Raw genomic sequence first — 23,635 nt, forward strand, 5'->3', positions numbered from 1 at the left:
CTCAGCGGAGTTTCGCGGCCAGGAGCGGCCCGATCCGGGCCAGTGCGCCGGGTCGGGTCATGAGGTGGTGCCTGCTGACGACGTCGTGGTCCTCGATGGCGCCGCCGACGTAGCGCCGCCACGCCTCGGGGGTGGCCACCCGCGGGTCCAGGGTGGACGTGAACAGCAGCAGGTCGCCGGGGAAGAGGTCCGGGACGTGCTCGGCGGCCAGCCGCGTGTTGTTCAGCGTGGTCTCGGCGATGGCCGTCACGTGCCGCTCGGACAGGCTCGCCAGCGCGCTGCCCCGGCCGCGCAGGATGGCCGTGAACTGCTCGAAGGTGACCGGGTCGTCGGTGTCCGGGGTGCCGTCCAGCTCGAACCGCACGGGCTCGTCCTCCCGCGGGGTGCCGAACAGCAGGAGCAGCAGGGCCAGGACGCTGCGTCCGCTGGGCACCGGTTTCTCGGGGAGGTCGCACACCGGGGTGGAGTCGAGCAGGGCCAGCGTGGCGGTCCGCTCCCCGCGCCGGTGCAGCTCGGTGGCCACGGCGTGCGCGACCAGACCGCCGAAGGACCAGCCGAGCAGGTGGTAGGGACCGGTCGGCTGCACCGCGCGGATCTCGTCGGCGTACTCGGCGGCCATCTGCCGCACCGAGGTCGGCAGGGGGCCGGTCCCGGCGAGGTTGCGGGCCTGCACCGCGTAGACCGGGCGGTCCGGGCCGAGGTGCCGGAGCAGGCCGCTGTAGGTCCAGCCCAGACCGCCGACCGGGTGGACGCAGAACAGCGGTTCCCGACCGCCCCGCGCCCGCAGGGGGAGGATCACGTCCAACGCCGCGGCGGGGTCGTCCACGTCCAGGCGGGTCGCCAGCTCGGCCGGGGTCGGGCGCTCGAACAGGGTGCGCAGCCCCGGTTCGACGCCCAGGGTCGCGCCGATGCGGGCGATCAGGCGGGTGGCCAGCAGGGAGTGCCCGCCCAGCGCGAAGAAGTCGTCGTCGATGCCGACCCCCGGCACGCCGAGGACTTCCGCGAACAGCCCGCAGAGCAGTTCCTCCTGCGGCGTGCGCGGCGCCCGGCCCCCGCCGGGGGCGAGGTCGGGCGCCGGCAGGGCGGCGCGGTCGAGCTTGCCGTTCACCGACAGCGGCAGGGCGTCGAGCGGCACGAACACCGACGGCACCAGGAACTCGGGCAGCCGGTCGCGCAGGAACCGCCGCAGCACCGGCCCGTCCACCGGCGGCACCACGTGGGCCACCAGCCGGTCCTCCCTCACCGTCACCACGGCCTGCTCCACGTCGGGGTGCTCGCGCAGCGCCGCCTCGACCTCGCCCGGCTCGACCCGGAAGCCGCGCACCTTCACCTGGTGGTCGGCCCGGCCCACGAACTCCAGCTCCCCGTCCGGGCGCCACCGCGCGAGGTCCCCGGTCCGGTACAGCCGGCTGCCCGGCGGGCCGGACACGTCCGCCACGAACCGTTCGGCCGTCAACGCGGGCCGGCGCAGGTAGCCCCGCGCCACGCCGGGGCCGCCGAGGTACAGCTCCCCCACCACGCCCGGCGGCACGGGACGCAGGCCGGCGTCGAGCACGTGCATCCGGGCGTTCGCCACCGGCCTGCCGAGCGGCGGCGGCAGCGGTGCGGTGCCGGGCAGCGGGCCGGTCGTGCCGGCGCAGGCGGTGCTCTCGGTGGGCCCGTAGGCGTTGATCACCCGGCGGCCGGTGGCCCAGGCCGCCACCAGCGCCGGCGGGGTGGCCTCCCCGCCGAGCACCAGGGTGCGCAGCGCCGGCAGGGGTCGCACGGGCACGGTGGTCAGCGTCGCGGTCGGGATGAACGCGTGGGTTATCCGCTGCTCGTCGAGCACCTCGGCGAGGGCGGAGCCGGCCAGCGGGACCGGCGGCGGGATCACCAGGGCGGCTCCGGCCGGGAACGCCATGAGCAGTTCGATGACCGACAGGTCGAAGCTGGGCGAGGAGAACTGGAGCACCCGGTCGCCCGGCCCGATCGCGTACCGCCCGGTCTGCGACGCGGCGAGGCTCGCCACACCGGCGTGCGTGGTGACCACCGCTTTCGGCTTCCCGGTCGAGCCGGAGGTGTAGATCACGTACGCGGAGTTGGTCGGCAGCACCGGGACCGCGGGGTTGTCGGCCGGACGTGTCGCGGCGTCGTCGGGGATCCCGGTCAGCACCAGCGCCGGTCGGGCGTCGGCGAGCATGAACGAGATCCGCTCGGCCGGGTAGTCCGGGTCCACCGGCAGGTACGCGCCGCCGGCCTTGACCACGGCCAGCAGGGCGATGACCAGCTCGGCGGACCGGCGCATCCGCAGCGCCACGACCCGTTCCGGGCCGATCCCCCGCTCGACCAGCAGCCGGGCCAGGCGGTTGGCCCGCTCGTCCACCTCCCCGTAGGTCAGTTCGACCCCGGCCTCGACGAGGGCCACGGCCTCGGCCGGCTGCCGCTCGAACAGGGTCGCCAGGGTCGCGGTCGGGACCGGGGTGGCGGTGTCGTCGTAGGCGCGCAGCCGTTCCCGCTCGTCGTCGGTGAGGACGTCGAACCGGCTGAGGGGGCGGTCGGGCGCCGCGGTCAACGCCCGCAGCAGGGTGGTCCAGCGGGTGACGAGGGTCTCCGCGCCGGAGCGGTCGAACAGGTCGGTGCTGTACTCGACGACACCGCGCACGCCCTCGGCCGCGCCGTCGGGGCCGCGCCGTTCCCAGAGGCTGAACGCGAGGTCGAACTCGGCGGTGGTCACGGGCGTCGGGACCTGGCCGACGTCGAGGCCGGGCAGGGACAGGTCCGGTCCCGGCGCGTTCTGCAACGCCAGCACGACCTGGACCAACGGGTGGTGGGACAGGGAGCGGGTGGGGTTGAGGGCTTCGACCAGGTACTCGAACGGCACGTCCTGGTGGGCGTAGGCGTCCAGCGCCGTTTCCCGGGCCCGCGTGACCAGCTCGGCGAAGGTCGGGTCGCCGGAGGTGTCGGTCCGCAGCACCAGGGTGTTGACGAAGAACCCGACCAGGTCGTCGAGGGCCTGGTCGGTGCGACCGGCGATCGGGCACCCCACCGGGATGTCGTCACCGGCGCCGAGCTTCGTGAACAGGGCGGCCAACCCCGCCTGCAGCACCATGAACACGCTCGCGCCGTGCCGCCGGGCCAGCGCCGCCAGGTCGCGGTGCAGGGCCGCGTCGAGGTGCACCGGCACGCCGTCACCGCGGTGGGAACTGACGGCCGGGCGGGGGCGGTCGGTGGGCAGCTCCAGCTGGTCGGGCAGCCCGGCCAGCGCCCCGGTCCAGTAGGCCAGCTGCTCCGCGAGCAGGCTGCTCTCGTCGGACTGGTCGCCCAGCAGGCCGCGCTGCCACAGCGTGTAGTCCGCGTACCGCACCGGGAGCGGGGCCCACTCGGGCGCCCGGTCCGCGCACCGGGCGGCGTAGGCCGTGGCCAGGTCGTGCGACAACGGGTGCATCGACCAGCCGTCGGCGGCGATGTGGTGCACCACCAGCGCCAGCACGTGCTCGTCCTCGGCCAGCTCGAACAACGTCGTCCGGATCGGCGGCTCCGTCGCCAGGTCGAACCGGTACCGCGTCGCCTCCTCCACCGCCGCCGACAGCTCGGGCTCGCCGATCCGGGTGGTCACCATCGAGGGGACGGTGTCGACGACCTGTTGGCGGGCGACCCCGTCCACCTCCGGGAACACGGTGCGGAGGCTGTCGTGGCGCGTCACCACGTCGGCGAGCGCGGCCCGCAGCGCGCCGCGGTCCAGCCGGCCGGACAGGCGCAGGGTGAGGCCGATGTTCTGGCTGACGCCCCCCAACCGGTGCAGGAACCAGAGCCGGTGCTGGGCGAAGGACAACGGCATGACAGCCGGGTGCTCCCCGGCGGTCAGCGGCGGCCGGGCCTCGTCCGCGCCGCGCACCAGCCGCGCCACGCCCGCGACCGTCGGGGTGTCGAACAGGGCGCGCAGGCCCACCTCCACGCCCAGGGTCGCCCGGACGCGGGCGATCAACCGCGTGGCCAGCAGGGAGTGCCCGCCCAGCGCGAAGAAGTCGTCGTCGACACCGACCCGGGCGACCCCCAGCACCTCGGCGAACAGCCCGCGGAGCAGTTCCTCCTGCGGGGTGCGCGGCGCGCGACCGCGTGCCGCGGCCGACTCCGGCACCGGCAGGGCGGTCCGGTCCAGCTTGCCGTTCACCGTGAGCGGCAGGCGGTCGAGCGGCACGAACACCGACGGCACCAGGAAGTCCGGCAGCCGGTCGCGGGCGAAGTCGCGCAGCACCTCGCCCCGTTCCGCCGTCACCACGTAGGCCACCAACCGGTCCTCACGCGCCAGCACGGCGACCTGCTCCACGCCGGGGTGCGCGCGCAGCACCGCCTCGACCTCCCCCGGCTCGACCCGGAAGCCGCGCACCTTCACCTGGTGGTCGACCCGGCCGACGAACTCCAGCTCGCCGCCGTGCCAGCGGACGAGGTCCCCCGTCCGGTACATCCGGCCGCCGGCCGGGTCGTGGGGGTCGGCCACGTACCGCTGGGCGGTCAGCCCCGGCCGGCGCAGGTACCCCCGGGACACGGACAGGCCGCTGACGTACAGCTCCCCCACCACGCCCGGCGGCACCGGCCGCAACGCGGGGTCCAGCACGTGCACGCGGGAGTTCGGCATGGGCCGGCCGATCGGTGCCGGCTGCGGGCAGTCGAGGTCCTCGGGCACCCGGTAGGTGGTGACGACGTGCGTCTCGGACGGGCCGTAGTGGTTGTGCAGCCGCCGGCCCGGGGCGCGGCGGAGGAACTCGCGCACCTCGTCGTCCAGGACCAGCGGCTCCCCGCCCTGCGCGATGTCCAGCAGGCGGGGCAGGCTCAGACCCTGCTCGTTGGCGGCCTGCGCGAGGCCGCGCAGCACCAGGTTCGGTGCGAACAGCTCCGTGACCCCGTGCCGGTCCAGCCACCCGGCCAGGAGGGCGGAGTCGTGCCGCACCTCGTCGGTCGGCACCACCAGCGCCTTCCCGTGCACCAGGGTGGACAGGACCTCCTGCACCGACACGTCGAAGCTGAGCGCGGTGAACTGCGCGGTGCGGGCCCCGGGACCGCCGGGGAAGGCCGTGCGGTGCCACAGCAGGAGGTTCAGCAGGCCACCGGCGGACATGACCACGGCCTTGGGGGTGCCGGTGGAGCCGGAGGTGTAGATCACGTACGCGGCGTTCGCGTGGTCCGCCCGCGGGCCGGGGTCGGTCTCCGGGCAGCGGGCGATCCCGGCGGCGGTCACGGGGTCGTCCACCACCAGCAGGGGCACGCCCGGCGGCGCGAAAGCGGCGTGGGTCAGCAACAGCGACGGCCGGGCGTCGGCGAGCATGAACGAGATCCGCTCGGCCGGGTACTCCGGGTCCACCGGCAGGCAGGCGGCGCCGGTCTTGAACACGGCCAGCAACGCGACGACCATCTCCGCCGACCGGGGCAGCGCCAGCGCCACGACCTGCTCGGGGCCGGCACCGCGGGCGACCAGGGCGTGCGCCAACCGGTTGACCCGGGCGTTGAGCTGGGCGTAGGTGACCGCGGTCTCCTCGAACACCACGGCCGGGGCGTCCGGGGTGGCCCGCACCCGGGCCTCGAACATCGCCGGCAGGCCGGTCGCGGGGACCGGCGCGTCGGTGTCGTTGCAGGCGTGCAACCAACGTCGTTCCTCGGCGCTGAGCACGTCGACCCGGCTGATCGGCACCCCGGGGTCCGCGACCGCCGCTTCCAGCACGCGCACCCAGCGGGCCACGAGGTCCTCGACGCCGGTCCGGTCGAACAGGTCCGCGGCGTACTCCAGGACCCCGCCGATGCCCCCGGCGACGCCGCCGGGGCCGCGCCGTTCGGTGAGGTCGAACGACAGGTCGAACTTGGCGGTGGTCGTGGGCGCGGGCACGAACCCGACGTCCAGGCCGGGCAGGGCGAAGTCGGTCTGCGGGGCGTTGTGCAGCGCCAGCACGACCTGGAAGAGGGGGTGCCGGGACAGGGAGCGGGCGGGGTTGAGGACCTCCACCAGGTACTCGAACGGCACGTCCTGGTGGGCGTAGGCGTCCAGGGCGGTCTCCCGGACCCGCTTGACCAGGTCGCCGAAGGCGGGGTCGCCGGAGGTGTCGGTCCGCAGCACCAGGGTGTTGACGAAGAACCCGACCAGGTCGTCCAACGCCTGGTCGGTGCGACCGGCGATCGGGCACCCCACCGGGATGTCCTCGCCGGCGCCCAGCTTGGTCAGCAGGGCGGCCAGCCCCGCCTGCAGCACCATGAACACGCTCGCCCCGCACCGGCGGGCCAGCTCCGCCAGTCCGGCGTGCAGCTCGGCGTCCAACCGGACGAGGACGTGGTCGCCGCGGTGCGAGGCGATCGCGGGACGCGGGCGGTCGGTGGGCAGCCGCAGCTGGTCGGGCAGCCCGGCCAGCGCCCGGGTCCAGTGGTCCAGCTGCTCGGCGAAGGCGCTGCCCCCGTCGGACCGGTCACCCAGCAGGCCGCGCTGCCACAGCGTGTAGTCCGCGTACTGCACCGGGAGCGGCGCCCACGACGGTCGCCGCCCCTGCCGCCGGGCCGCGTACGCCTGCGCCAGGTCCAGCGCCAGCGGGCTCAACGACCAGCCGTCGGCGGCGATGTGGTGCACCAGGATCAGCAGCACGTGCTCGTCGGGGGCCAGCTCGAACAGCTCGGTCCGGATCGGCAGCTCCGAGGCGAGGTCGAAGTGGTGCTCCACGGCCGCCGACAGCGCCGCCGGCAGGTCGTCGACCCGCGTGACGCCCAGGGTCGGGGCGCGGTCCAGGACTTCCTGGTGCGCCACGCCTTCCACCTGCGGGAAGACCGTGCGCAGGCTCTCGTGCCGCAGCACGACGTCGCGCAGCGCCGCCTGGAGCGCGCCGCGGTCCAGCTCGCCGACCAGGCGCAGGGCGAGCGACACGTTGTAGGTGGAGTTGGGGCCCTCCACCTGGTCCAGGAACCACAGCCGCTGCTGCGCGAACGACAACGGCACCGCGGCCGGTCGCTCCCCCGCCGTCAACGCCCGCCGGGCCCGGCCCACCCGGTCCAGGCCGGCCGCCAGACCGGCCACCGTCGGAACCTCGAACACGAGCCGCAGCCCCAGTTCCACGCCGAGGGTCGCACGCACGCGGGCCACCAGCCGGGTCGCCAGCAGCGAATGCCCGCCCAGCGCGAAGAAATCGTCGTCCACGCCGACCCGGGGCACGCCCAGCACCTCGGCGAACAGCCCGCACAGCACCTGCTCCTGCGGGGTCCGCGCCGCCCGGCCGACCGCGGGCGGCGCCTCCGGCACCGGCAGCGCGGCCCGGTCCAGCTTGCCGGCGGCGGTCAACGGCAGGCCCTCCAGCACCACGAACGCCGACGGCACCAGGTAGTCCGGCAACCGCTCCCGCAGGTACGCCCGCAGCACCTCCGGCTGCCGCGTCGTCACGACGTAGGCGACCAGGCGCTGATCCCCGGGGCGGTCCTCGCGCACCACCACCACGGCCTGGTCGACCCCGTCGTGCTCGCGCAGCACCGCCTCGACCTCGCCCGGCTCGACCCGGAACCCGCGCAGCTTGACCTGGTCGTCGGCCCGGCCCACGAACTCCAGCCCGCCGGCGCGCCACCGGACCAGGTCCCCGGTCCGGTACAGCCGGGTCCCCGGCGGGCCGAACGGGTCGGCCGTGAACCGCCCGGCCGTCAGCCCGGGTCGCCCCAGGTAGCCGCGTGCCAGCCCGACGCCGGCCACGTACAGCTCCCCCACCACCCCCGGGGGCACCGGTCGCAGCGCCGCGTCCAGCACGTGGGTCCGGGTGTTGGCCACCGGGCGGCCCAGCACGGGGTCGGGTGAGTCGCCCAGTGACGCGGTGAGCGAGTCCACGGCGCACTCGGTCGGGCCGTAGAAGTTGAACGCGAGCGTCCCCGGCCTCGCGCGCAGCTCCGACCAGAACTGCCCGGAGATGGCCTCGCCGCTCACCATGACCGTCACCGGGTGCCGGTCCGGCCCGTCGAGCAGCCCCTCGGCCACCAGGTGCCGCAGGTACGACGGCGTGGTGTCCAGGTAGTCGATGCGCCGCTCGGCGACGTGGCGCACGAACTCGCCGGGGTCGGACCAGGTGGCGTCGTCCACCACGTGCAGCTCGTGCCCGGCGAAGACCCACAGCAGCTGGTCCCAGGAGGCGTCGAACGACAGCGAGGAGGTCTGGGCGACGCGCAGCCGTCGACGGCCGGCCTTCGCCGCGGTCCGCGCGAACAGGTTCGCCCGGTGGTGGTGGAACAGGTTGGCGATGCCGCGGTGGGTGGCGACCACGGCCTTGGGCACGCCGGTGGAGCCGGAGGTGTGGATCACGTACGCCGGGTGCTCCGGGTGGACGGGCACCTCGAAGTCGGTGTCCGGGTACCCGACCGCCGCGGCCACCGCGGTGGCGGTCAGCACGCAGGCGGGCCGCACGCCGTCGAGCACGGCGTCGATCCGGGCGGGCGGGTCGCCGGGGTCGATCGGCACGTAGGCGCCACCGGCCTTGAGCACCGCCAGGATCGCCACGACCGCGTCGGCGGACCTCGGCAGGAGCAGTGCGACCAGTGACTCCGGACCGACCCCCCGGTCGGCGAGCAGCCGGGCCAGCCGGTTCGCGCGGGCGTTGAGCTGCGCGTAGGTGAGGGTGGTGTCACCGGAGACGACGGCGGTGTCGTCGGGGGTGCGCGCCGCCTGGGCCGCGAACAGGGCGGGCAGGGTGTCGGTCGGGACCGGGGCGGTGGTGTCGTTGTGGTCGGCCAGGTGGCGCAGTTCGTCCGCGCTCAGCACGTCGACCCGGCTGAGCGGGTCGTCCGGGGCGGCGACCGCCGCGGTCAGCAGGCGTCGCCACCGCGCGAGCAGCGTGGTCACGGTGGCCTCGTCGAACAGGTCCGTCGAGTACTCGACGGTGCCGACGACCCCCTCCGGGAAGCCGTCCGGACCGTGCTCCTCGGACAGGCTGAACGCCAGGTCGAACGCGCCGGTGACGGTCGGGGTCGGCAGCAGGTCGACGTCCAGGCCGGACAGCGCGAACCGGGCGCGCGGCGCGGTGTCCAGGGCGAGCATGACCTGGACCAACGGGTGGTGGGACAGGGAGCGGGTGGGGTTGAGGACCTCGACCAGGTACTCGAACGGCACGTCCTGGTGGGCGTAGGCGTCCAGCGCGGTCTCCCGGGCCCGCGTGACCAGCTCGGCGAAGGTCGGGTCGCCGGAGGTGTCGGTCCGCAGCACCAACGTGTTGACGAAGAACCCGACCAGGTCGTCCAGCGCCTGGTCGGTGCGACCGGCGATCGGGCTGCCCAGCGCGATGTCCTCGCCGGCGCCGAGCTTCGTGAACAGGGCGGCCAGCCCCGCCTGCAGCACCATGAACGCGGTCGCCCCGCACCGGCGGGCGAGGGCGACCAGGTCCCGGTGCAGCGACGCCTCCAGCCGGACCGGCACGCACTCGCCCCGGTAGGTCGACACGGCCGGGCGGGGGCGGTCCGCGGGCAGCTCCAGCTGGTCGGGCAGCCCGGCCAGCGCCCCGGTCCAGTAGGCCAACTGCGCCGCGGCCAGGCTGTCCTCGTCGGACTGGTCGCCCAGCAGGCCGCGCTGCCACAGCGTGTAGTCCGCGTACTGCACCGGGAGCGGCGACCACTCGGGGGCCCTCCCCCCGCACCGGGCGGCGTAGGCCGTGGCCAGGTCGCGGGACAGCGGGGACATCGACCAGCCGTCGGCCACGATGTGGTGCACCACCAGCAGCAGCACGTGCTCGTCGGCGGCCGACTCGAACAGCACCGTCCGGATCGGCAGTTCCGCGGCCAGGTCGAACCGGCGCCGCGTCACGCCCTCCACCGCGGCCGGCAGGTCGTCCACCGGCCTGACCTCCAGCGTCGCCACCGCGTCCACGACCTGCTGGTGCGGGACGCCGTCGACCTGCGGGAAAACCGTCCGCAGGCTCTCGTGGCGGGCCATCACGTCGGTCAGCGCGGCCCGCAGCGCCGAGAGGTCCGGCCGCCCGGAGAGCCGCAGCGCGAACGGGATGTTGTAGTTGGTGCTCCGGCCCTCCAGCTGGTCGAGGAACCACAACCGGTGCTGGGCGAACGACAGCGGCAGGACACCCGGGCGTTCGCCCGCGGTCAGGGCCGGGCGGACCGGACCGGCGGCGGCCAGGCAGCCGGCGACACCGGCCACCGTGGGCCGCTGGAACAGCACGCGCAGCGGCAGCTCCACGCCCAGCGTCGCCCTGATCCGGGCGACCAGCCGGGTGGTCATCAGCGAGTGGCCGCCCAGCGCGAAGAAATCGTCGTCCACCCCGACCCGGGGCAGGCCCAGCACCTCGGCGAACAGGTCGCACAGCACCTGTTCCCGGGGCGTGCGCGGCGGTCGGCCGAACTCGTCCGCCACGACGGCGGGCGTGTCCGGGCGGGGGGTGGCGAGCGGGGCGACGCCGAACCGGCGCAGCGGGCGGTCGGGGTCGGCGACGGCCTCGGCCAGCAGGCGTTGCCACCGGTGCACCAGCGCCTCGGCGGTGGCGTGCTCGAACAGGTCGGTGGCGTACTCCAGTACCCCGGTCAGCTCGGGCCGTTCGGTCAGCCGGAAGGCCAGGTCGAACTTGGCGGCGTTGCCCGGCGGGGGGAGCTGGTCGACGTCCAGCCCGGGCAGCGCGAACTCGGCCCGGGGGTCGTTGTCCAGCACCAGCATGACCTGGAACAACGGGTTGTGGGCGAGCGACCGCTCCGGGTTGAGCGCCTCGACCAGGCACTCGAACGGCAGGTCCTGGTGGGCGTAGGCGTCGAGCGCCGTCTCCCGGACCCGCGTGACCAGCTCGGCGAACGTGGGGTCGCCGGCGGTGCTCGTCCGCAGCACCAACGTGTTGACGAAGAACCCGACCAGGTCGTCCAACGCCTGGTCGGTGCGACCGGCGATCGCGCAGCCCACCGGGATGTCCTCACCGGCACCGAGCTTCGTGAACAGGGCGGCCAACCCCGCCTGCAACACCATGAACACGCTCGCCCCGAGCCGCCGGGCCAGCGCCGCCAGGTCCCGGTGCAGGGCCGGGTCGAACCGCATCCGCACGGTGCCGCCCCGGTAGGACGGGACGGCCGGGCGGGGCCGGTCGGCCGGCAGGCGCAGGCGGTCCGGCAGCCCGGCCAGCGCCCCGGTCCAGTACGCGAGCTGGGTGGCGAAGGGACTGGCCGGGTCGGACGGGTCGCCCAGCAGTTGCCGTTGCCACAGCGCGTAGTCCGCGTACTGCACCGGCAACGGCGCCCAGTCCGGCCGCGCGCCCCGGCGGCGCGTCGCGTAGGCGGCGGCGAGGTCCCGGGCCAGCGGGCGCACGGACCAGCCGTCGGCGGCGATGTGGTGCACCAGCAGCACCAGCACGTGCTCGTCCGGCGCGAGTTCGAGCAACGCCGTCCGCACCGGCGGTTCCGCCGCGAGGTCGAACCCGTGCCGCCCGATCGCCGTCAGCGCCGCGGCCAGGTCGTCGACCGGCCTGACCTCCACCGCCGCCACCGCGTCCAGGACCACCTGGCGGGGAACGCCCTCGACCTGCGGGAAGACCGTCCGCAGGCTCTCGTGGCGGGCCGTCACGTCGGTCAGCGCGGCCCGCAGCGCCGAGTGGTCGAGCGGACCGGACAGCCGCCAGGCCAGCAGGACGTTGTAGGTGGCGTTCGGCCCTTCGAGCTGGTCGAGGAACCACAGGCGGTGCTGGGCGAAGGACAGCGGGACCACGGGCGGGCGCGCGCCGGCGGTCGGCGCCGGTCGGGTCGGCCCGGTGGTGTCCACCGCGGTCGCGAGCCGGGCGACGGTCGGGTGGTCGAACAGCGTGCGCAGCGTCAGCTCGGCGCCCAGCTCGGTGCGGACCCGGGAGATCAGCCGGGTGGACAGCAGCGAATGACCGCCCAGCGCGAAGAAGTCGTCGTCCACCCCGACCCCGGGCAGGCCCAGCACCTCGGCGAACAGCCCGCACAGCGCCTCCTCCCGCGCCGTGGCCGGGCCGCGGCCGAGGACCGGGGGCGCGTCGGGCACGGGCAGCGCGGACGGGTCGACCTTGCCGTTGACCCCGATCGGCAGGCTGTCCAGCACGACGACGGCCGACGGCACCATGTACTCCGGCAACCGGCTCCGCGCGTGCTCCCGCACCTGCTCCGGCCGCACCCGCTCCCCCGCCGGCACCACGTACGCCACCAGGCGCTTGTCCTCCGGCCGGTCCTCCCGCACGACCACCGCGACCTGGCCGACAGCCCGGTGCTCGCCGAGCACCGCCTCGACCTCGGGCAGCTCGATGCGGAACCCGCGCACCTTGACCTGCCCGTCGGCCCGGCCGCGGAACTCGAACGCCGCGCCGCGCCGGGCGACCAGGTCCCCGGTCCGGTACATCCGGGAGCCGGGCGGTCCGTGGGGATCGGGCACGAACCGCACGGCGGTCAGCGCGGGCCGCCCCAGGTACCCCCGGGCCACGCCCGCGCCCGACACGTACAGCTCGCCCGTCCCGGCCGGCCGCAACCACTCGTCCAGCACCTGGACCCGGGTGTTGGGGACGGGTCCGGCGAGCACCGGCTCCGGCGACACCTCCAGCGAGGTGATGAGCGGGGCGATCGTGCACTCCGTCGGGCCGTACGCGTTGTAGGAGTTCAGGCCGTCCGCCGCCCGCAGCTCCGCCCACAGCCGCAGGGGCACCGGCTCGCCGCCCACCCCGACGGTGACCGGCCGCCAGGGGTGGGCCAGCAGGCCGTGGGCCAGCAGCAGCCCCGCGTACGAGGGCGTGCTGCCGATGTGGTCGACCCGGTGCCGGACGAGGTGGGCGACCGCCGCGCCCGGGTCCGCCCAGACGGCGTCGTCCACGACGTGCAGCTCGTGCCCGGCGAACATCGCGAACAGGTGGCTCCAGGACGCGTCGAAGGACAGCGAGGCCGTCAGCGCGACCCGCAGCGGTCGGTCGCCGACCGACCGCTGCGACATCGCGTAGGCGTTCTCCCGGTAGCCGTGGAAGCTGTTGAGCACGTTGCCGTGGCTGACGACCACGCCCTTGGGTCGCCCGGTGGACCCGGAGGTGTAGATGACGTACGCCGCCTGCGCCGGGTCCACCGGCGGGAGGTCGGCGTCCGGGGAGCCGTCGACCGCGGCGACGGTGACGGGGTCGTCGAGCACCACCACCGGGGTGCCGTTCCCGGCCGGCACCCGCGCCGCCGTGCCGCGGTCGGCGAGCAGCAGCACCGGTCCGGCGTCACCGAGCAGGTGGTCGACGCGGTCGGCGGGGTACCGCGGGTCGATCGCCAGGCAGGCGCCGCCCGCCTTCAGCACGGCCAGCAGCGCGACGACCGCCTCGGCCGACCGGGGGAGCATCAGCGCGACGACGCGTTCCGCGCCCACCCCCTCGGCGACGAGCAGGTGCGCGAGCCGGTTCGCCCGGGAGTCGAGTCGGCGGAAGGTGAGCGCGGTGTCCCCGGAGACGACCGCCACGGCCCCCGGTGTCGCACGCGCCTGCGCCTGGAACACCGCGACCAGGTCCGGGGCGGTCGGTCGCTCCCTCAGCACGAACAGCTCCGTTGCCAGATCGCCTGCACCCGACGGCCCCCTCACGCGGTGACGCGGACTTCCCGGCTCCCAGTCTTGGACCGGCGGAGCGGGGCGGACCATGGGACCTTGGTCCCGATCACCGGAAGACGAGCGCCGCTCACGACGACCGGTGGCGGGACGAAGGTCCCATGGTCACCCGCGCACGGTTCCTCGCAGACTCGACGGTGTCGCTCCACCACGCGAGGAGGCCCCGAGTGCTGGAGGAAAGCCAGAGCCCGCGAACGGACGGCGCCCGCCGCGCCACCGTCCCGGAACGGATCGCGGGGTGGGCGGCCCGCCGCCCGGCGGCGCTCGCCGTCGTGGACGAACGCACCTCGGTCACCTACGGCGAGTTCCAGCAGCGGGTGGACGTCCTGGCCGACCGGCTGCGCCGGCTCGGGGTCCGGCGGGACGAACGGGTCGCGGTGTACCTGGACCGCTCGGTGGACTGCGTGGTCGCCGCGGCGGCCGTGCTGGCGGCCGGCGCCGCGTACCTGGTGCTCGACGTCCGGCAGCCGGCCGCCTGGACCCGCCTGCTGCTCGACGACAGCGGGGCCCGGGTGGTGATCACCCACCCCGACCTGTGGGCCACCGGGGCGGTGGACGGGTTGTCGCCGGTGAACGTGACGACCGCGCGGCGCCCGCTGCTGGTCGGCGCACCGCCGCGGGCGCCCGAGCCCGTGCCGGACGACGCCGTGGCCTACCTCAACTACACCTCCGGCTCCTCCGGGGCGCCCAAGGGGGTGCTGGTCGGGCACGCCGGCCTGACCAACCTCGTGGACTGGTACCTCCGGCGCTACGGGGTGGGCCCGGGGGACCACCTCACCCAGCTGGCCCGCCCCTCGTTCGACGCCTTCGCGCTGGAGGTCTGGCCGTGCCTGGCGGCCGGGGCCGCGCTGCACGTCGTGGAGCCGGCCCTGCTGACCGCCCCGACCGAGCTGCTGGGGTGGCTGTGCCGCTCCGGGATCACCACCGCCTTCGTGCCCACACCGCTGGCCGAGGAGCTGCTGGAGCTGCCGTGGCCGGACGACGCCGCCCTGCGGGACGTGCTGGTCGGCGGCGACCGGCTCACCGCCCACCCGCGTGCGGGGCTGCCCTTCCGGCTGCACAACAACTACGGGCCGACCGAGTGCACGGTCGTGGCCACGTGCTGCGAGGTGCTCCCGGGCGGTCCGCCGGGCGAACCGCCGCCGATCGGCACACCGATACCGGGCGTGCTCGCCTACGTGCTGGACGAGCTGCGCCGGCCGGTCGCCGACGGCGAGCCGGGCGAGCTGCACCTCGGTGGCGTCGGCGTGGCCCGGGGGTACCTGGGCGAGCCGGAGCGCGACGGCTTCCGGGCCGACCCGTTCAGCGCGGTACCCGGGGCCCGCGCCTACGCCACCGGCGACCTGGTGCGCCGCGCGCCGGACGGGCAGCTGCACTTCCTCGGCCGGGTCGACGACCAGGTGCAGGTCCGGGGCATCCGGGTGGACCCCGGCGAGGTCGAGCCGGTGCTGCGGTCGCACCCGGACGTCGGCCGCGCGGTCGTCGTCGGTCGGGACCGGCAGCTGATCGCCTACGTCACCGCCGGCGACGGCCCGATGGACCCGGCGGCGCTGCGCCGCTTCCTCCAGGAGCGGTTGCCGGACTACCTGGTGCCGGCGGTGGTGGTGCCGACCGACGAGCTGCCCGTGACCGAGCACGGCAAGGTGGACCGGCGGGCCCTGGCCCGACTGCCGCTGCGCCCACCGGGGACCGAGCCGCCGCCGGAACCCGGGGACGACGTGGAACGCGCGTTGACGGAGGCGTGGCTGGAGGTCCTGGACGCCACCGAGGTCCACCCGCACGACAACTTCTTCGAGGTCGGCGGGGACTCGCTGCGGCTCAGCCGGCTGGTCAGCCGGTCGCGGCGCCGGGGGCTCGTCCTGCGCCCCGACGACGTCTACGACCACCCCGTGCTCGGGGACCTCGCGGCCGTGCTGCGGGGACGACGGCCCACGGCGGTGTCCTGGTGAGCAAGCGCGTCACCTTCGTGGAGCTCTCGGTCTACGACAACACGGTCCCGCTGGTGTCCGGCTACCTCCAGGCGTACGCGATGGAGGACCCGGTCGTCGCGGCGTCGGTGGACTTCCGGACCTACTCCCGCAGCCTGCGCCAGGACCCCGGGCTGATCCTCGCCGACCTGCTGGACCTGCGCAGCGACGTCTACGCGTTCAGCTGCTACATCTGGAACACCGGGCTGGTCCGGCGGCTGCTGGCGGGCCTGCTGGCCGCGCGGCCCGACGCCTGGTTCCTGCTCGGCGGGGCGCAGGTGATGAACCACGGCGCGGACTACATCCCGGCCGGCGCCGGCAACGTCGTGGTGTGCAACGGCGAGGGCGAGCAGCCCTGCTACGAGTTCCTCCGGCAGGTGCTCGTCGACGAGCCGGACCTCACCGAGGTCTCGGGCGTAACCTTCCGGAGCGCCGGCGGCGAGCTGGTGACCACCGACACCCCGCCGCGGCTGCGCACCCTCGACGACGTGCCGTCCCCGTTCGCCGCCGGTCTGTTCGACGGCCAGGACTACACGTTCACGGTGCTGGAGACCAACCGCGGCTGCCCGTTCCACTGCGGGTTCTGCTTCTGGGGCGCGGCGACGAACTCCAAGGTCTACAAGTTCGACGAGGAGCGGGTGCGCGGGGACATGCGGTGGATCGCCGAGCACGGCGTGGCCAGCGTCTTCATCGCCGACGCCAACTGGGGCCTGTCGCCCCGGGACGTGGAGCTGAGCAGGTACCTCGTGAGCTGCCGGCAGGAGTTCGGCTCCCCCACCTCGATGGTGCTGGCCGCCGCGAAGAACCGGCCGGAACGGGTCGCCGAGATCACCGAGATCCTGGTGCGCGGCGGCCTGGTCACCAGCCAGCCCATCTCGTTGCAGACGGTGAACACCGAGGCGCTGCGGCTGGTCGACCGGCAGAACATCCGGGAGGAGACCTACACCGAACTGCAGCGCAGCCTGAACGAGAAGGGGATCAGCTCCTTCATCGAGATGATCTGGCCGCTGCCCGGCGAGACGCTGGAGACCTTCAAGGCCGGGATCGCCCGGCTGTGCCGGCTGGAGGCGGACACCCTCACCGTCTACCCGCAGCTGCTGCTGCACAACACCGCGCTGCACGAGCAGCGGGAGGCGATGGGCATCGAGGTGGAGCGGGCGCCCGACCCCGTGGCGGAGGCCGACGTGGTGGTGGCGACCCGGTGGGTGGACCGGGCCGAGTGCGAGCGGGGAACCTGGTTCTACTACCTGGTGCAGAGCCTCTACAACGCCCGCGGCGCCTACCACCTCGCCCGGTACCTGGACCGCCGCGGCGTCCAGTCGTACGAGGACTTCTTCACCGCGGCGACGGACTTCTGGCAGCGGTCGGACAACGAGCTGTGCCGCTTCGTCGCGGACTCGGTGGCCACCGCCGACAACTACGACCTGCTCAACATCGGCAAGGCGGCGCACCTCGTGCTGCACTCGCACCGGCACACCTTCGACGCGCTGCTGCTGGACTTCGCCCGTTCCCAGCCGTGGTGGTCCGACGCGGGCGCCCGCTGCGCCACCGACCTGGACCTGGTGGCCCGGCCGTACATCTACCGCGAACCGGTCCGCGCCCCCGGCGTCGGGTTGACCGAGGCGACGCTGCTGGAGGTCGGCGGAACGAGGCTCGTGGTCTCGCTGCCCGCCGCGCTGGCGCACCTGCCGGTGGAGCTGGGGCTGGTGGCCGAGCCCACGACCGGGTTGTGCTTCGAGCACCCGCGCGAGGGCAAGGTACCGGTCCCCCGCCACCACACCGTCGAGCAGAGCGCGAGCTACTGCCACGTGATGATCCAGCGGCTGCGCACCCTGCTGCCGACCTGCCGGTCGGTGCGGCTGAGCGCGCGATGATGGAACGCGGCATCTTCACCGACGACCACCGGGCGTTCCGGGAGGTCGTCCGGGAGTTCGTCGCCCGCGAGGTCACGCCGAACCTGGCCCGGTGGGAACAGGCGGGTGTCGTGGACCGGGAGGTCTGGCTCGCGGCGGGGCGGCAGGGGCTGCTGGCCCCGGAGATCGACGTCGAGTACGGCGGCGGCGGGGTCCGGGACTACCGCTACCACGTGGTGCGGGGCGAGGAGATGGCCCGGGCCGGCACGCTGAGCCCGGCCTTCAACCTGCACAGCGAGGTCGTCGGCGGCTACCTGGACGACCTGGGCACGCCGGAGCAGAAGAGCCGCTGGCTGCCGGGGTTCTGCACGGGCGAGCTGATCTCCGCCATCGCCATCACCGAACCGGGCACCGGCAGCGACGTCGCGGCGATCACCACCACCGCGCACCGGGAGGGCGACCACTACCGGCTGCGGGGCGGCAAGACCTTCGTCACCCACGGCCTGCTGGCCGGGCTGGTCCTGGTGGCCGCGCTCGACCCGGCGGCCGGCCCCCGGTCGGCCAGCCTGCTGGTGCTGGAGCCGCCGCTGCCGGGGCTGACCGTGGGCGCGCCGCTGGCCAAGATCGGCCTGCACTCGCTGGACACCGTGGGGATGACCTTCGACGACGTGCTGGTGCCCCGGGCGAACCTGCTCGGCGAGGCCGGCGGGGGCTTCCGCCACCTGATGCGGTACCTGCCCCGGGAACGCCTGTCGGTGGCGGTCACCTCGCTCGCGCTGGCCGAGCAGGTGCTGGCCGAGACCCTGCGGTACTGCGGGATGCGGTCCGCGTTCGGCCGGCCGATCGGCCAGTTCCAGCACAACCGGTTCCGGCTGGCCGAGATGGCCACCGCGGTCCAGGTCGCCCGCGTCTTCACCGACCGGTGCGTGGTGGAGCACGACCGGGGCGAGCTGACCCCGGAGCAGGCGGCGATGGCGAAGTGGTGGAACACGGACCTGTGCGCCGACGTGGTGGACCGCTGCCTGCAACTGCACGGCGGCTACGGGTACGCCGCCGACTCCCTGGTCGGCCGGGCCTACGTGCAGGCCAGGGTGCAGGGCATCTACGCGGGCACCACCGAGATCATGAAGGAGATCATCGGCCGGTCCCTTCCGCTGTGACCACAGGAGGTGCACGTGAGGAACCTCGACGGGGACGCCGTCCGGGAGCTGCTGCCGATGAGCGCGGCCATCCCGTTGATGCGCGACGCGCTCCGCTCGTTCAGCGCCGGCCGGGTGAACCAGCCGGTGCGCACCGTGGTGCCCGGGGCCGGCGGCGACCTGCTCGCCGTGATGCCCGCCTTCGTCCCGTTCGGCGACGGGCGCGGCGTGTTCGGGGTGAAGGCCATCGCCGTCAAACCCGGCAACCCGGCCCGCTGCCTGGACCCGCACCCCGGGCTCGTCCTCGTGCTCGACCCCGACACCGCGGTACCGCTCGCCGTGGTCGACGGCACCAGCCTGACCGCGATCCGCACGGCCGCGGTGTCCGCGGTCGCCACCGACGCGCTCGCCCGCCCCGACGCCGGCGTCCTGGCGCTGCTCGGGTCCGGCACGCAGGCGCGGGCCCACCTGACGGCCCTCGCGCTGGTGCGGGACCTGCGGGAGGTCCGGGTGTGGAGCCGCGACCCGGACCGCGCCCGCGCCTTCGCGGAGTGGGCCGTCGGCCACCCGGTGGTGCGGGCCGCTTCGGTGGCCGAGGCCGTCGCCGGCGCCGACCTGATCTGCACCACCACGTCGAGCCCGACGCCGCTGCTGGGGGCCGGCGAGGTGGCGGCGGGCGCGCACGTCAACGCGGTCGGCGCGGTGTTCCCCGACCGCCGCGAGCTGGCCGGGGACCTGGTGGGACGGGCCCGCGTGTTCGTGGACAGCCGCGAGTCGGCCCTCGTCGAGTCCGGGGACCTGTTGTCGGCGATGGCGGAGGGCCACTTCGCGGCGTCGGACATCCGGGCCGAGATCGGCGAGGTGCTGCTGGGCGGGCACCCCGGTCGCGGCGGCGACGACGAGGTGACGGTGTTCGAGTCGCTGGGCCTCGCGGTCGAGGACGTCGTGGCCGCCCGGTACGTGTGCGAACGGGCCGCCGACCTCGGCTGACGGCCCGTCAGGTCCACCAGATCAGGTCACCGCGGTCGTCCACCCCGGTGAAGCAGGTCAGCAGCAGCCGCTCCCGGTCCCGGCCGGCGGGTCCGCCGCCCAGCACGGCGTGCACGAGGTTGCCGTTGACGACGCAGAGGTCACCGGTCTCCACCGGGACGACCGCGGACGGCACGCCGGCCAGCAGCTCGACCGGGTAGGGGAACCCGCTGTGCAGCAGTCCCAGCCGCTCCCGGGAGGTCTCGTCCGGCTCGACGTTCCACAGCTTGAGCTGCCCGGTGCCGTCGACGACCTGCGGGTAGGCGTTGACCGCCAGCACGCGGCGCAGCCGCTGGATCTCGAACCCGGCCTGGCGGGGGTCGCCGAGCTGGGCCAGGTCGTCGTGCGGTCGCAGCAGGAACTCCCCCTCCTGGTTCCAGCAGACGGCCTTCGAGTCCCCGGCCGGCATCCCGCGGTGCCGGGCCGCCCGTGCCGCCGGGACGACCCCGTGGGCCGCCAGCGAGGAGCGGAAGCCGGCGACGGGGTCGGTGGTCCCCCGGTAGAGGTCGCGCACCGCGCCCGCCGACCGCTCCACCGAGGCCAGGTACTCCTCGGTGGTGTTGTCGACGTGCGACGCGCCGACGATGTAGCCCTCGACCCCGCCGACCCCGTCGCCGTAGCGCGGCGTGCGGGACATCGCGGGCGACCAGAAGTTCGCGACGATGCGCGCGCAGTCCGCCGCGGGCAGGTACGAGCGGACCCGGTAGGCGGCGAGTTCGCCGCGCAGCACGCGCGACACGGCGTCGTGGTCCACGACCCGGGTGGTCTGGTGCACCCGGAACGAGGCGCGCGGCAGCGACCTGCCGGTGATGGTCACGGACGTCCTCCGTCCGCCCGGTCGCGGTGCAGCAGCGGCCGGCGGGCGTGCAGGAACCCCAGCATGGCGGGCAGCGGGCTGACGACCCGGGGCTGCGCGTCCAGCCGCGCCCGGTGCCGCCGCCGCACGGCCGGCAGCTGCGACCAGTGCGCGCCCGGGTTGAGGTGGTGCTCCTGGTGGTAGCCGTCGTTGAACGCGAGCAGGTTGTACAACCGGCCGTAGTGGCTGACCGAGTCGGCGGCCCGGTTGTGCGGGTCGGCGCCGTAGTGCCGGTAGTAGTTCTGCACGTTCACCATGACCAGCGCGAGGAAGTAGGCCGGCAGGTAGCCGAACAGGGTCCACCGCCAGGAGATCGCCGTGAGCGCGGCCAGCGACAGCCAGCACACCGCGCGGTCGACCCGGACTTGGCGGAGTTCCCGGCTGCGCCGGGGTTCCCGGCGCCAGGCCAGCGAGATCAGCGCGCGTTCACCGGCACCGGGCCCGGTCAGCCCCACGAGCAGCGGCAGCTCGCGGACGCGGTCGCGCAGCGACTGCACGGCCCCGCCGACCGCGTAGCGCAGCAGCGGCGCGTGCTCCCCGTTCTCGCCGCCCCGGTACGTGGAGGACAGGTCCCGCGTGTCGCCGCCCTCCCCCGGGGCGTCGTTGTTGTACCGGTGGTGGTTGCGCACGTGCATCAACCCGTACGCCTGCACGGACTGCCCGATGTCGACCGAGTTCAGCGCCGACGCCACCGCGTTCAGCCGGGCCGAGGCGAACCACGGCAGGTGGGTGAACAGGTGCGACACGACGATGATGTTGTACGCGGTCATCACGGCGAGCAGGCCGACGTGCGCCACGCGGGCCGGCCAGCCGGCCTGCTCCCAGGCGGCGGCGCACCAGAACAGGACCGCGAAGTGGGCGAGGCTGTAGGCCACCAGCAGGCCGTCCCGCGACGAGACCCTCCAGACGCGCATGGCACTCCCTCGTAAGCACCGACGGAGATCGGTTCGTGGTTCGGGGTGGTCAGAAGTAGGACTCCAGGGTGCCGCGCCGCCGCACGTCCAGCGTGGCGCAGTGGAACGAGCCGCCGAAGCTGTTGAAGTTGCGGAAGTCGCAGAGGACCGGGGTGAACCCGAACTCCTTCACGGCGGCGATCATCGGCTCGTCCTGCCGCTCCACCACCACCCGCTGCTCGTCCAGCACCAGGAGGTTCATGTTGATCCAGTTGCTGGTCAGGTACAGCGGGTGCGACGCGGGGATCACCGGTTTCGGCGCGGCCAGCACGTCCCAGTCCCGGAACTGGCGGGGCACCTCGGGCACCCGGTCGGCGTTGACCAGCAGCTTGCCGGGGGCCAGCGGGACCAGGGTGGCGTCGATGTGCATCGGGTGCGCGTCGGCGAACTCGACCACGTGCACCCGGTAGTCGTCCCCCAGGTGCCGGCGCAGCCACTCGATGCCGAAGTCGTTGGTGACGTTGCTGCGCTGGGCGAAGATGTCCCGCCCGCAGCGGACGAAGTCGGCGGCGTCGAACGTGGGCTCGAACTCGGTCACCACCAGCCGGACCGGGTCGGACTCGACCCAGTCCTGGTCGAACTGGTGGTCGGTCAGCTCCGGCTTCGGCGCCGCCGCCCACCGGGCGCCGCCGCGGAAGTACTCCTTGAGCAGCGGTCGGTAGGCCAGCGACTCGTAGTAGCGGGAGCGCCAGGCCATCGGGCACTCGATGATCTGCTCGCCGACCACCAGCAGCGAGTCCCTCGGCATCGCCGCGTACATGCCGGTGCTGGTCCAGTCGAGCGTCCGGTACGGCCGCCCCTGCGCGATGGGCTCGGGCCGGCGCACGGTCACGCCCTCGCACTCCAGGACGTGCGCGAACTCGTCGAGCTCCGCGGCCGCGGCCGCGACCCGCTCCGGCGGGAAGGGCCGGCCGGCCATCCGGCGGAACGTCTCGTGCTGGTCGGCCGGCAGCACCGGGGGCAGAGCGAGGTGCCAGCCGGGGAAGCAGGCGCCGTCGACGATGCCGACGATCACCTCCTCCAACGGGTCCCACTCCGTGTACGAACGCACGGGGCTCGGTGACGCGGCGGGGTGGGGCAACGGTTCCTCCTCACCGTGGGGTGCTCGTCCCGGACGGGCGGTGGGCTCGCGGACCGAGCCACCCGACCAGTGTGGTGCGGAATCCGGCGCGGCGACCATGGGACCTTGGTCCCGCAGAACTTCCGGGCCGGGTGCGGGAGGCTCGGCCGCATGGACTTCCTGCTCCAGCGGTGTTCCCCGGAGGACGTCGTGGACACCGACACCACCTACTTCGAGGCGGGCGCCGAAACACTGCCGGGCAACGGTTTCGCGCTCGTCCGGACCCCCGGTCTCGAACACCTCGCCGCGGGCTGCCTGGCCATCCGCGTCGACCTGCCCGCCGCGGAGCGGGACGCGCGCCGGTGGCGGCTCGGGTTCGAGGACGCCGTGCGCACCGCGGGCGGGCACCGCCACCGGCTCTACCTGACCGGTCGATCACCCGCCCTGGAGACCGAGCTGCTCACCCGCGGGTACGTGCGGCGGTTCGAGTCGATGCTCGTCCGCGACCCGGAACGCGCGCCCCGGGGGAGCACCCGGGTGCGGCTGCGCGAGATCACGTCGGCATCGGGCTGGGCCGAGAAGGTGCGCCTCGACGGCGAATCCACGCACGCCCCGGACGGCCACCCCGTCGACGCGCGGTCGTGGGCGGAGTACGAGCACGGGAAGTGGCGCAGCGGCGTCCTCCGCTGCTTCCTGGTCGACGGCGCGGACGGGACCTGCGGAACGACCGGGGTGGTGCGTTCGGCCGCGGTGGTCCGCGTCAAGAACCTGCTCCTGCGCCCCGGTTGGCGAGGGAGGGGGATCGCGACCGAGGTCGCGCTGGCCGTCCACGCCACCGCCTCCGCGACCGGGACGCCCACGGGCCTCTTCGCCGCCACCGGGGGCATCGCCGAACGCGCGTACCGGCGGGCCGGCTTCCGGCCGATCGGGACCGTCACCGAGTTCACCCGCGAACCGGTCGGGCAGGACGCCGCCGGGACCCCCGCGACCGACCGGAAGGGACGATCATGAGCGTCAACCCGTTCGACGACGAGAACGGCAGCTTCTACGTGCTCGTCAACGACGAGGGGCAGCACTCCCTGTGGCCGGCTTCCATCCCGGTCCCGCCCGGCTGGAGCGTCGGGTTCGGCGAGGACAGCCGGGCGGCGTGCCTGGACCACGTCGAGCGGAACTGGGTGGACATGAGGCCGAGGAGCCTCCAGGTCGCCATGGCGGACGACGTCGACCCGTGAGGT

Annotated in this window: 10 protein-coding genes; 6 read left to right on the forward strand and 4 right to left on the reverse strand. The window is 74.5% G+C overall.

The window, feature by feature from the left end:
- Position 1: 1 nt before the first annotated feature.
- The gene (locus ACRAKJ_RS25190; RefSeq protein WP_438919416.1) at positions 2-13,474 is read right to left on the reverse strand and encodes an amino acid adenylation domain-containing protein; all 13,473 of its coding nucleotides are present in this window, start codon (positions 13,472-13,474) and stop codon (positions 2-4) included.
- Positions 13,475-13,710: 236 nt separating this feature from the next.
- On the opposite strand from ACRAKJ_RS25190, the gene ACRAKJ_RS25195 reads away from it, so the two are divergent.
- Genes ACRAKJ_RS25195 through ACRAKJ_RS25210 form a run of 4 tightly spaced genes read left to right on the forward strand, consistent with a single transcriptional unit; the run spans position 13,711 to position 19,492 of the window.
- On the forward strand, positions 13,711-15,492 hold the full coding sequence (locus tag ACRAKJ_RS25195) for an amino acid adenylation domain-containing protein (protein WP_438919417.1): 1,782 nt from the start codon (positions 13,711-13,713) through the stop codon (positions 15,490-15,492).
- Entirely contained in the window at positions 15,489-17,384 is a 1,896-nt protein-coding gene (locus ACRAKJ_RS25200) for a radical SAM protein (protein ID WP_438919418.1), read from the forward strand. Before ACRAKJ_RS25195 ends, ACRAKJ_RS25200 begins: the two co-directional genes overlap by 4 nt.
- Entirely contained in the window at positions 17,384-18,523 is a 1,140-nt protein-coding gene (locus tag ACRAKJ_RS25205; RefSeq protein WP_438919419.1) for an acyl-CoA dehydrogenase family protein, read from the forward strand. The genes ACRAKJ_RS25200 and ACRAKJ_RS25205 overlap by 1 nt, the downstream gene beginning before the upstream one ends.
- Before the next feature lie 15 nt (positions 18,524-18,538).
- Positions 18,539-19,492: an ornithine cyclodeaminase family protein gene (locus ACRAKJ_RS25210; RefSeq protein ID WP_438919420.1), complete on the forward strand. Its 954-nt coding sequence runs from the start codon at positions 18,539-18,541 to the stop codon at positions 19,490-19,492.
- Positions 19,493-19,499: 7 nt separating this feature from the next.
- Here ACRAKJ_RS25210 and ACRAKJ_RS25215 read toward each other — a convergent pair whose 3' ends face one another.
- From ACRAKJ_RS25215 to ACRAKJ_RS25225, 3 genes are read right to left on the reverse strand one after another with little or no spacing between them, the layout of a single operon-like run.
- Complete coding sequence (locus ACRAKJ_RS25215; RefSeq protein ID WP_438919421.1) at positions 19,500-20,348, reverse strand: hypothetical protein; 849 nt, start codon at positions 20,346-20,348, stop codon at positions 19,500-19,502.
- Positions 20,345-21,301 (reverse strand): fatty acid desaturase, encoded by a 957-nt coding sequence (locus ACRAKJ_RS25220; RefSeq protein ID WP_438919422.1) that lies wholly within the window; start codon positions 21,299-21,301, stop codon positions 20,345-20,347. Before ACRAKJ_RS25220 ends, ACRAKJ_RS25215 begins: the two co-directional genes overlap by 4 nt.
- A gap of 49 nt (positions 21,302-21,350) precedes the next feature.
- Positions 21,351-22,391, reverse strand: coding sequence for an amidinotransferase (locus tag ACRAKJ_RS25225; RefSeq protein WP_438919423.1), 1,041 nt, complete (start codon positions 22,389-22,391; stop codon positions 21,351-21,353).
- Positions 22,392-22,526: 135 nt separating this feature from the next.
- Here ACRAKJ_RS25225 and ACRAKJ_RS25230 point away from each other — a divergent pair, with 135 nt between their 5' ends.
- Both ACRAKJ_RS25230 and ACRAKJ_RS25235 read left to right on the forward strand, forming a co-directional pair.
- On the forward strand, positions 22,527-23,411 hold the full coding sequence (locus ACRAKJ_RS25230) for a GNAT family N-acetyltransferase (RefSeq protein WP_438919424.1): 885 nt from the start codon (positions 22,527-22,529) through the stop codon (positions 23,409-23,411).
- Complete coding sequence (locus ACRAKJ_RS25235; RefSeq protein WP_438919425.1) at positions 23,408-23,632, forward strand: MbtH family protein; 225 nt, start codon at positions 23,408-23,410, stop codon at positions 23,630-23,632. Before ACRAKJ_RS25230 ends, ACRAKJ_RS25235 begins: the two co-directional genes overlap by 4 nt.
- The last annotated feature ends 3 nt before the right edge of the window (positions 23,633-23,635 follow it).

This window comes from Saccharothrix sp. DSM 118769, from assembly GCF_052936295.1.

Excerpts from the sequence above, each read along its gene's own strand:
- ACRAKJ_RS25205 (WP_438919419.1), top strand. The coding sequence starts at position 17,384 with ATGGAACGCGGCATCTTCACCGACGACCACCGGGCGTTCCGGGAGGTC.
- ACRAKJ_RS25220 (WP_438919422.1), bottom strand. The coding sequence starts at position 21,301 with ATGCGCGTCTGGAGGGTCTCGTCGCGGGACGGCCTGCTGGTGGCCTAC.
- ACRAKJ_RS25235 (WP_438919425.1), top strand. The coding sequence starts at position 23,408 with ATGAGCGTCAACCCGTTCGACGACGAGAACGGCAGCTTCTACGTGCTC.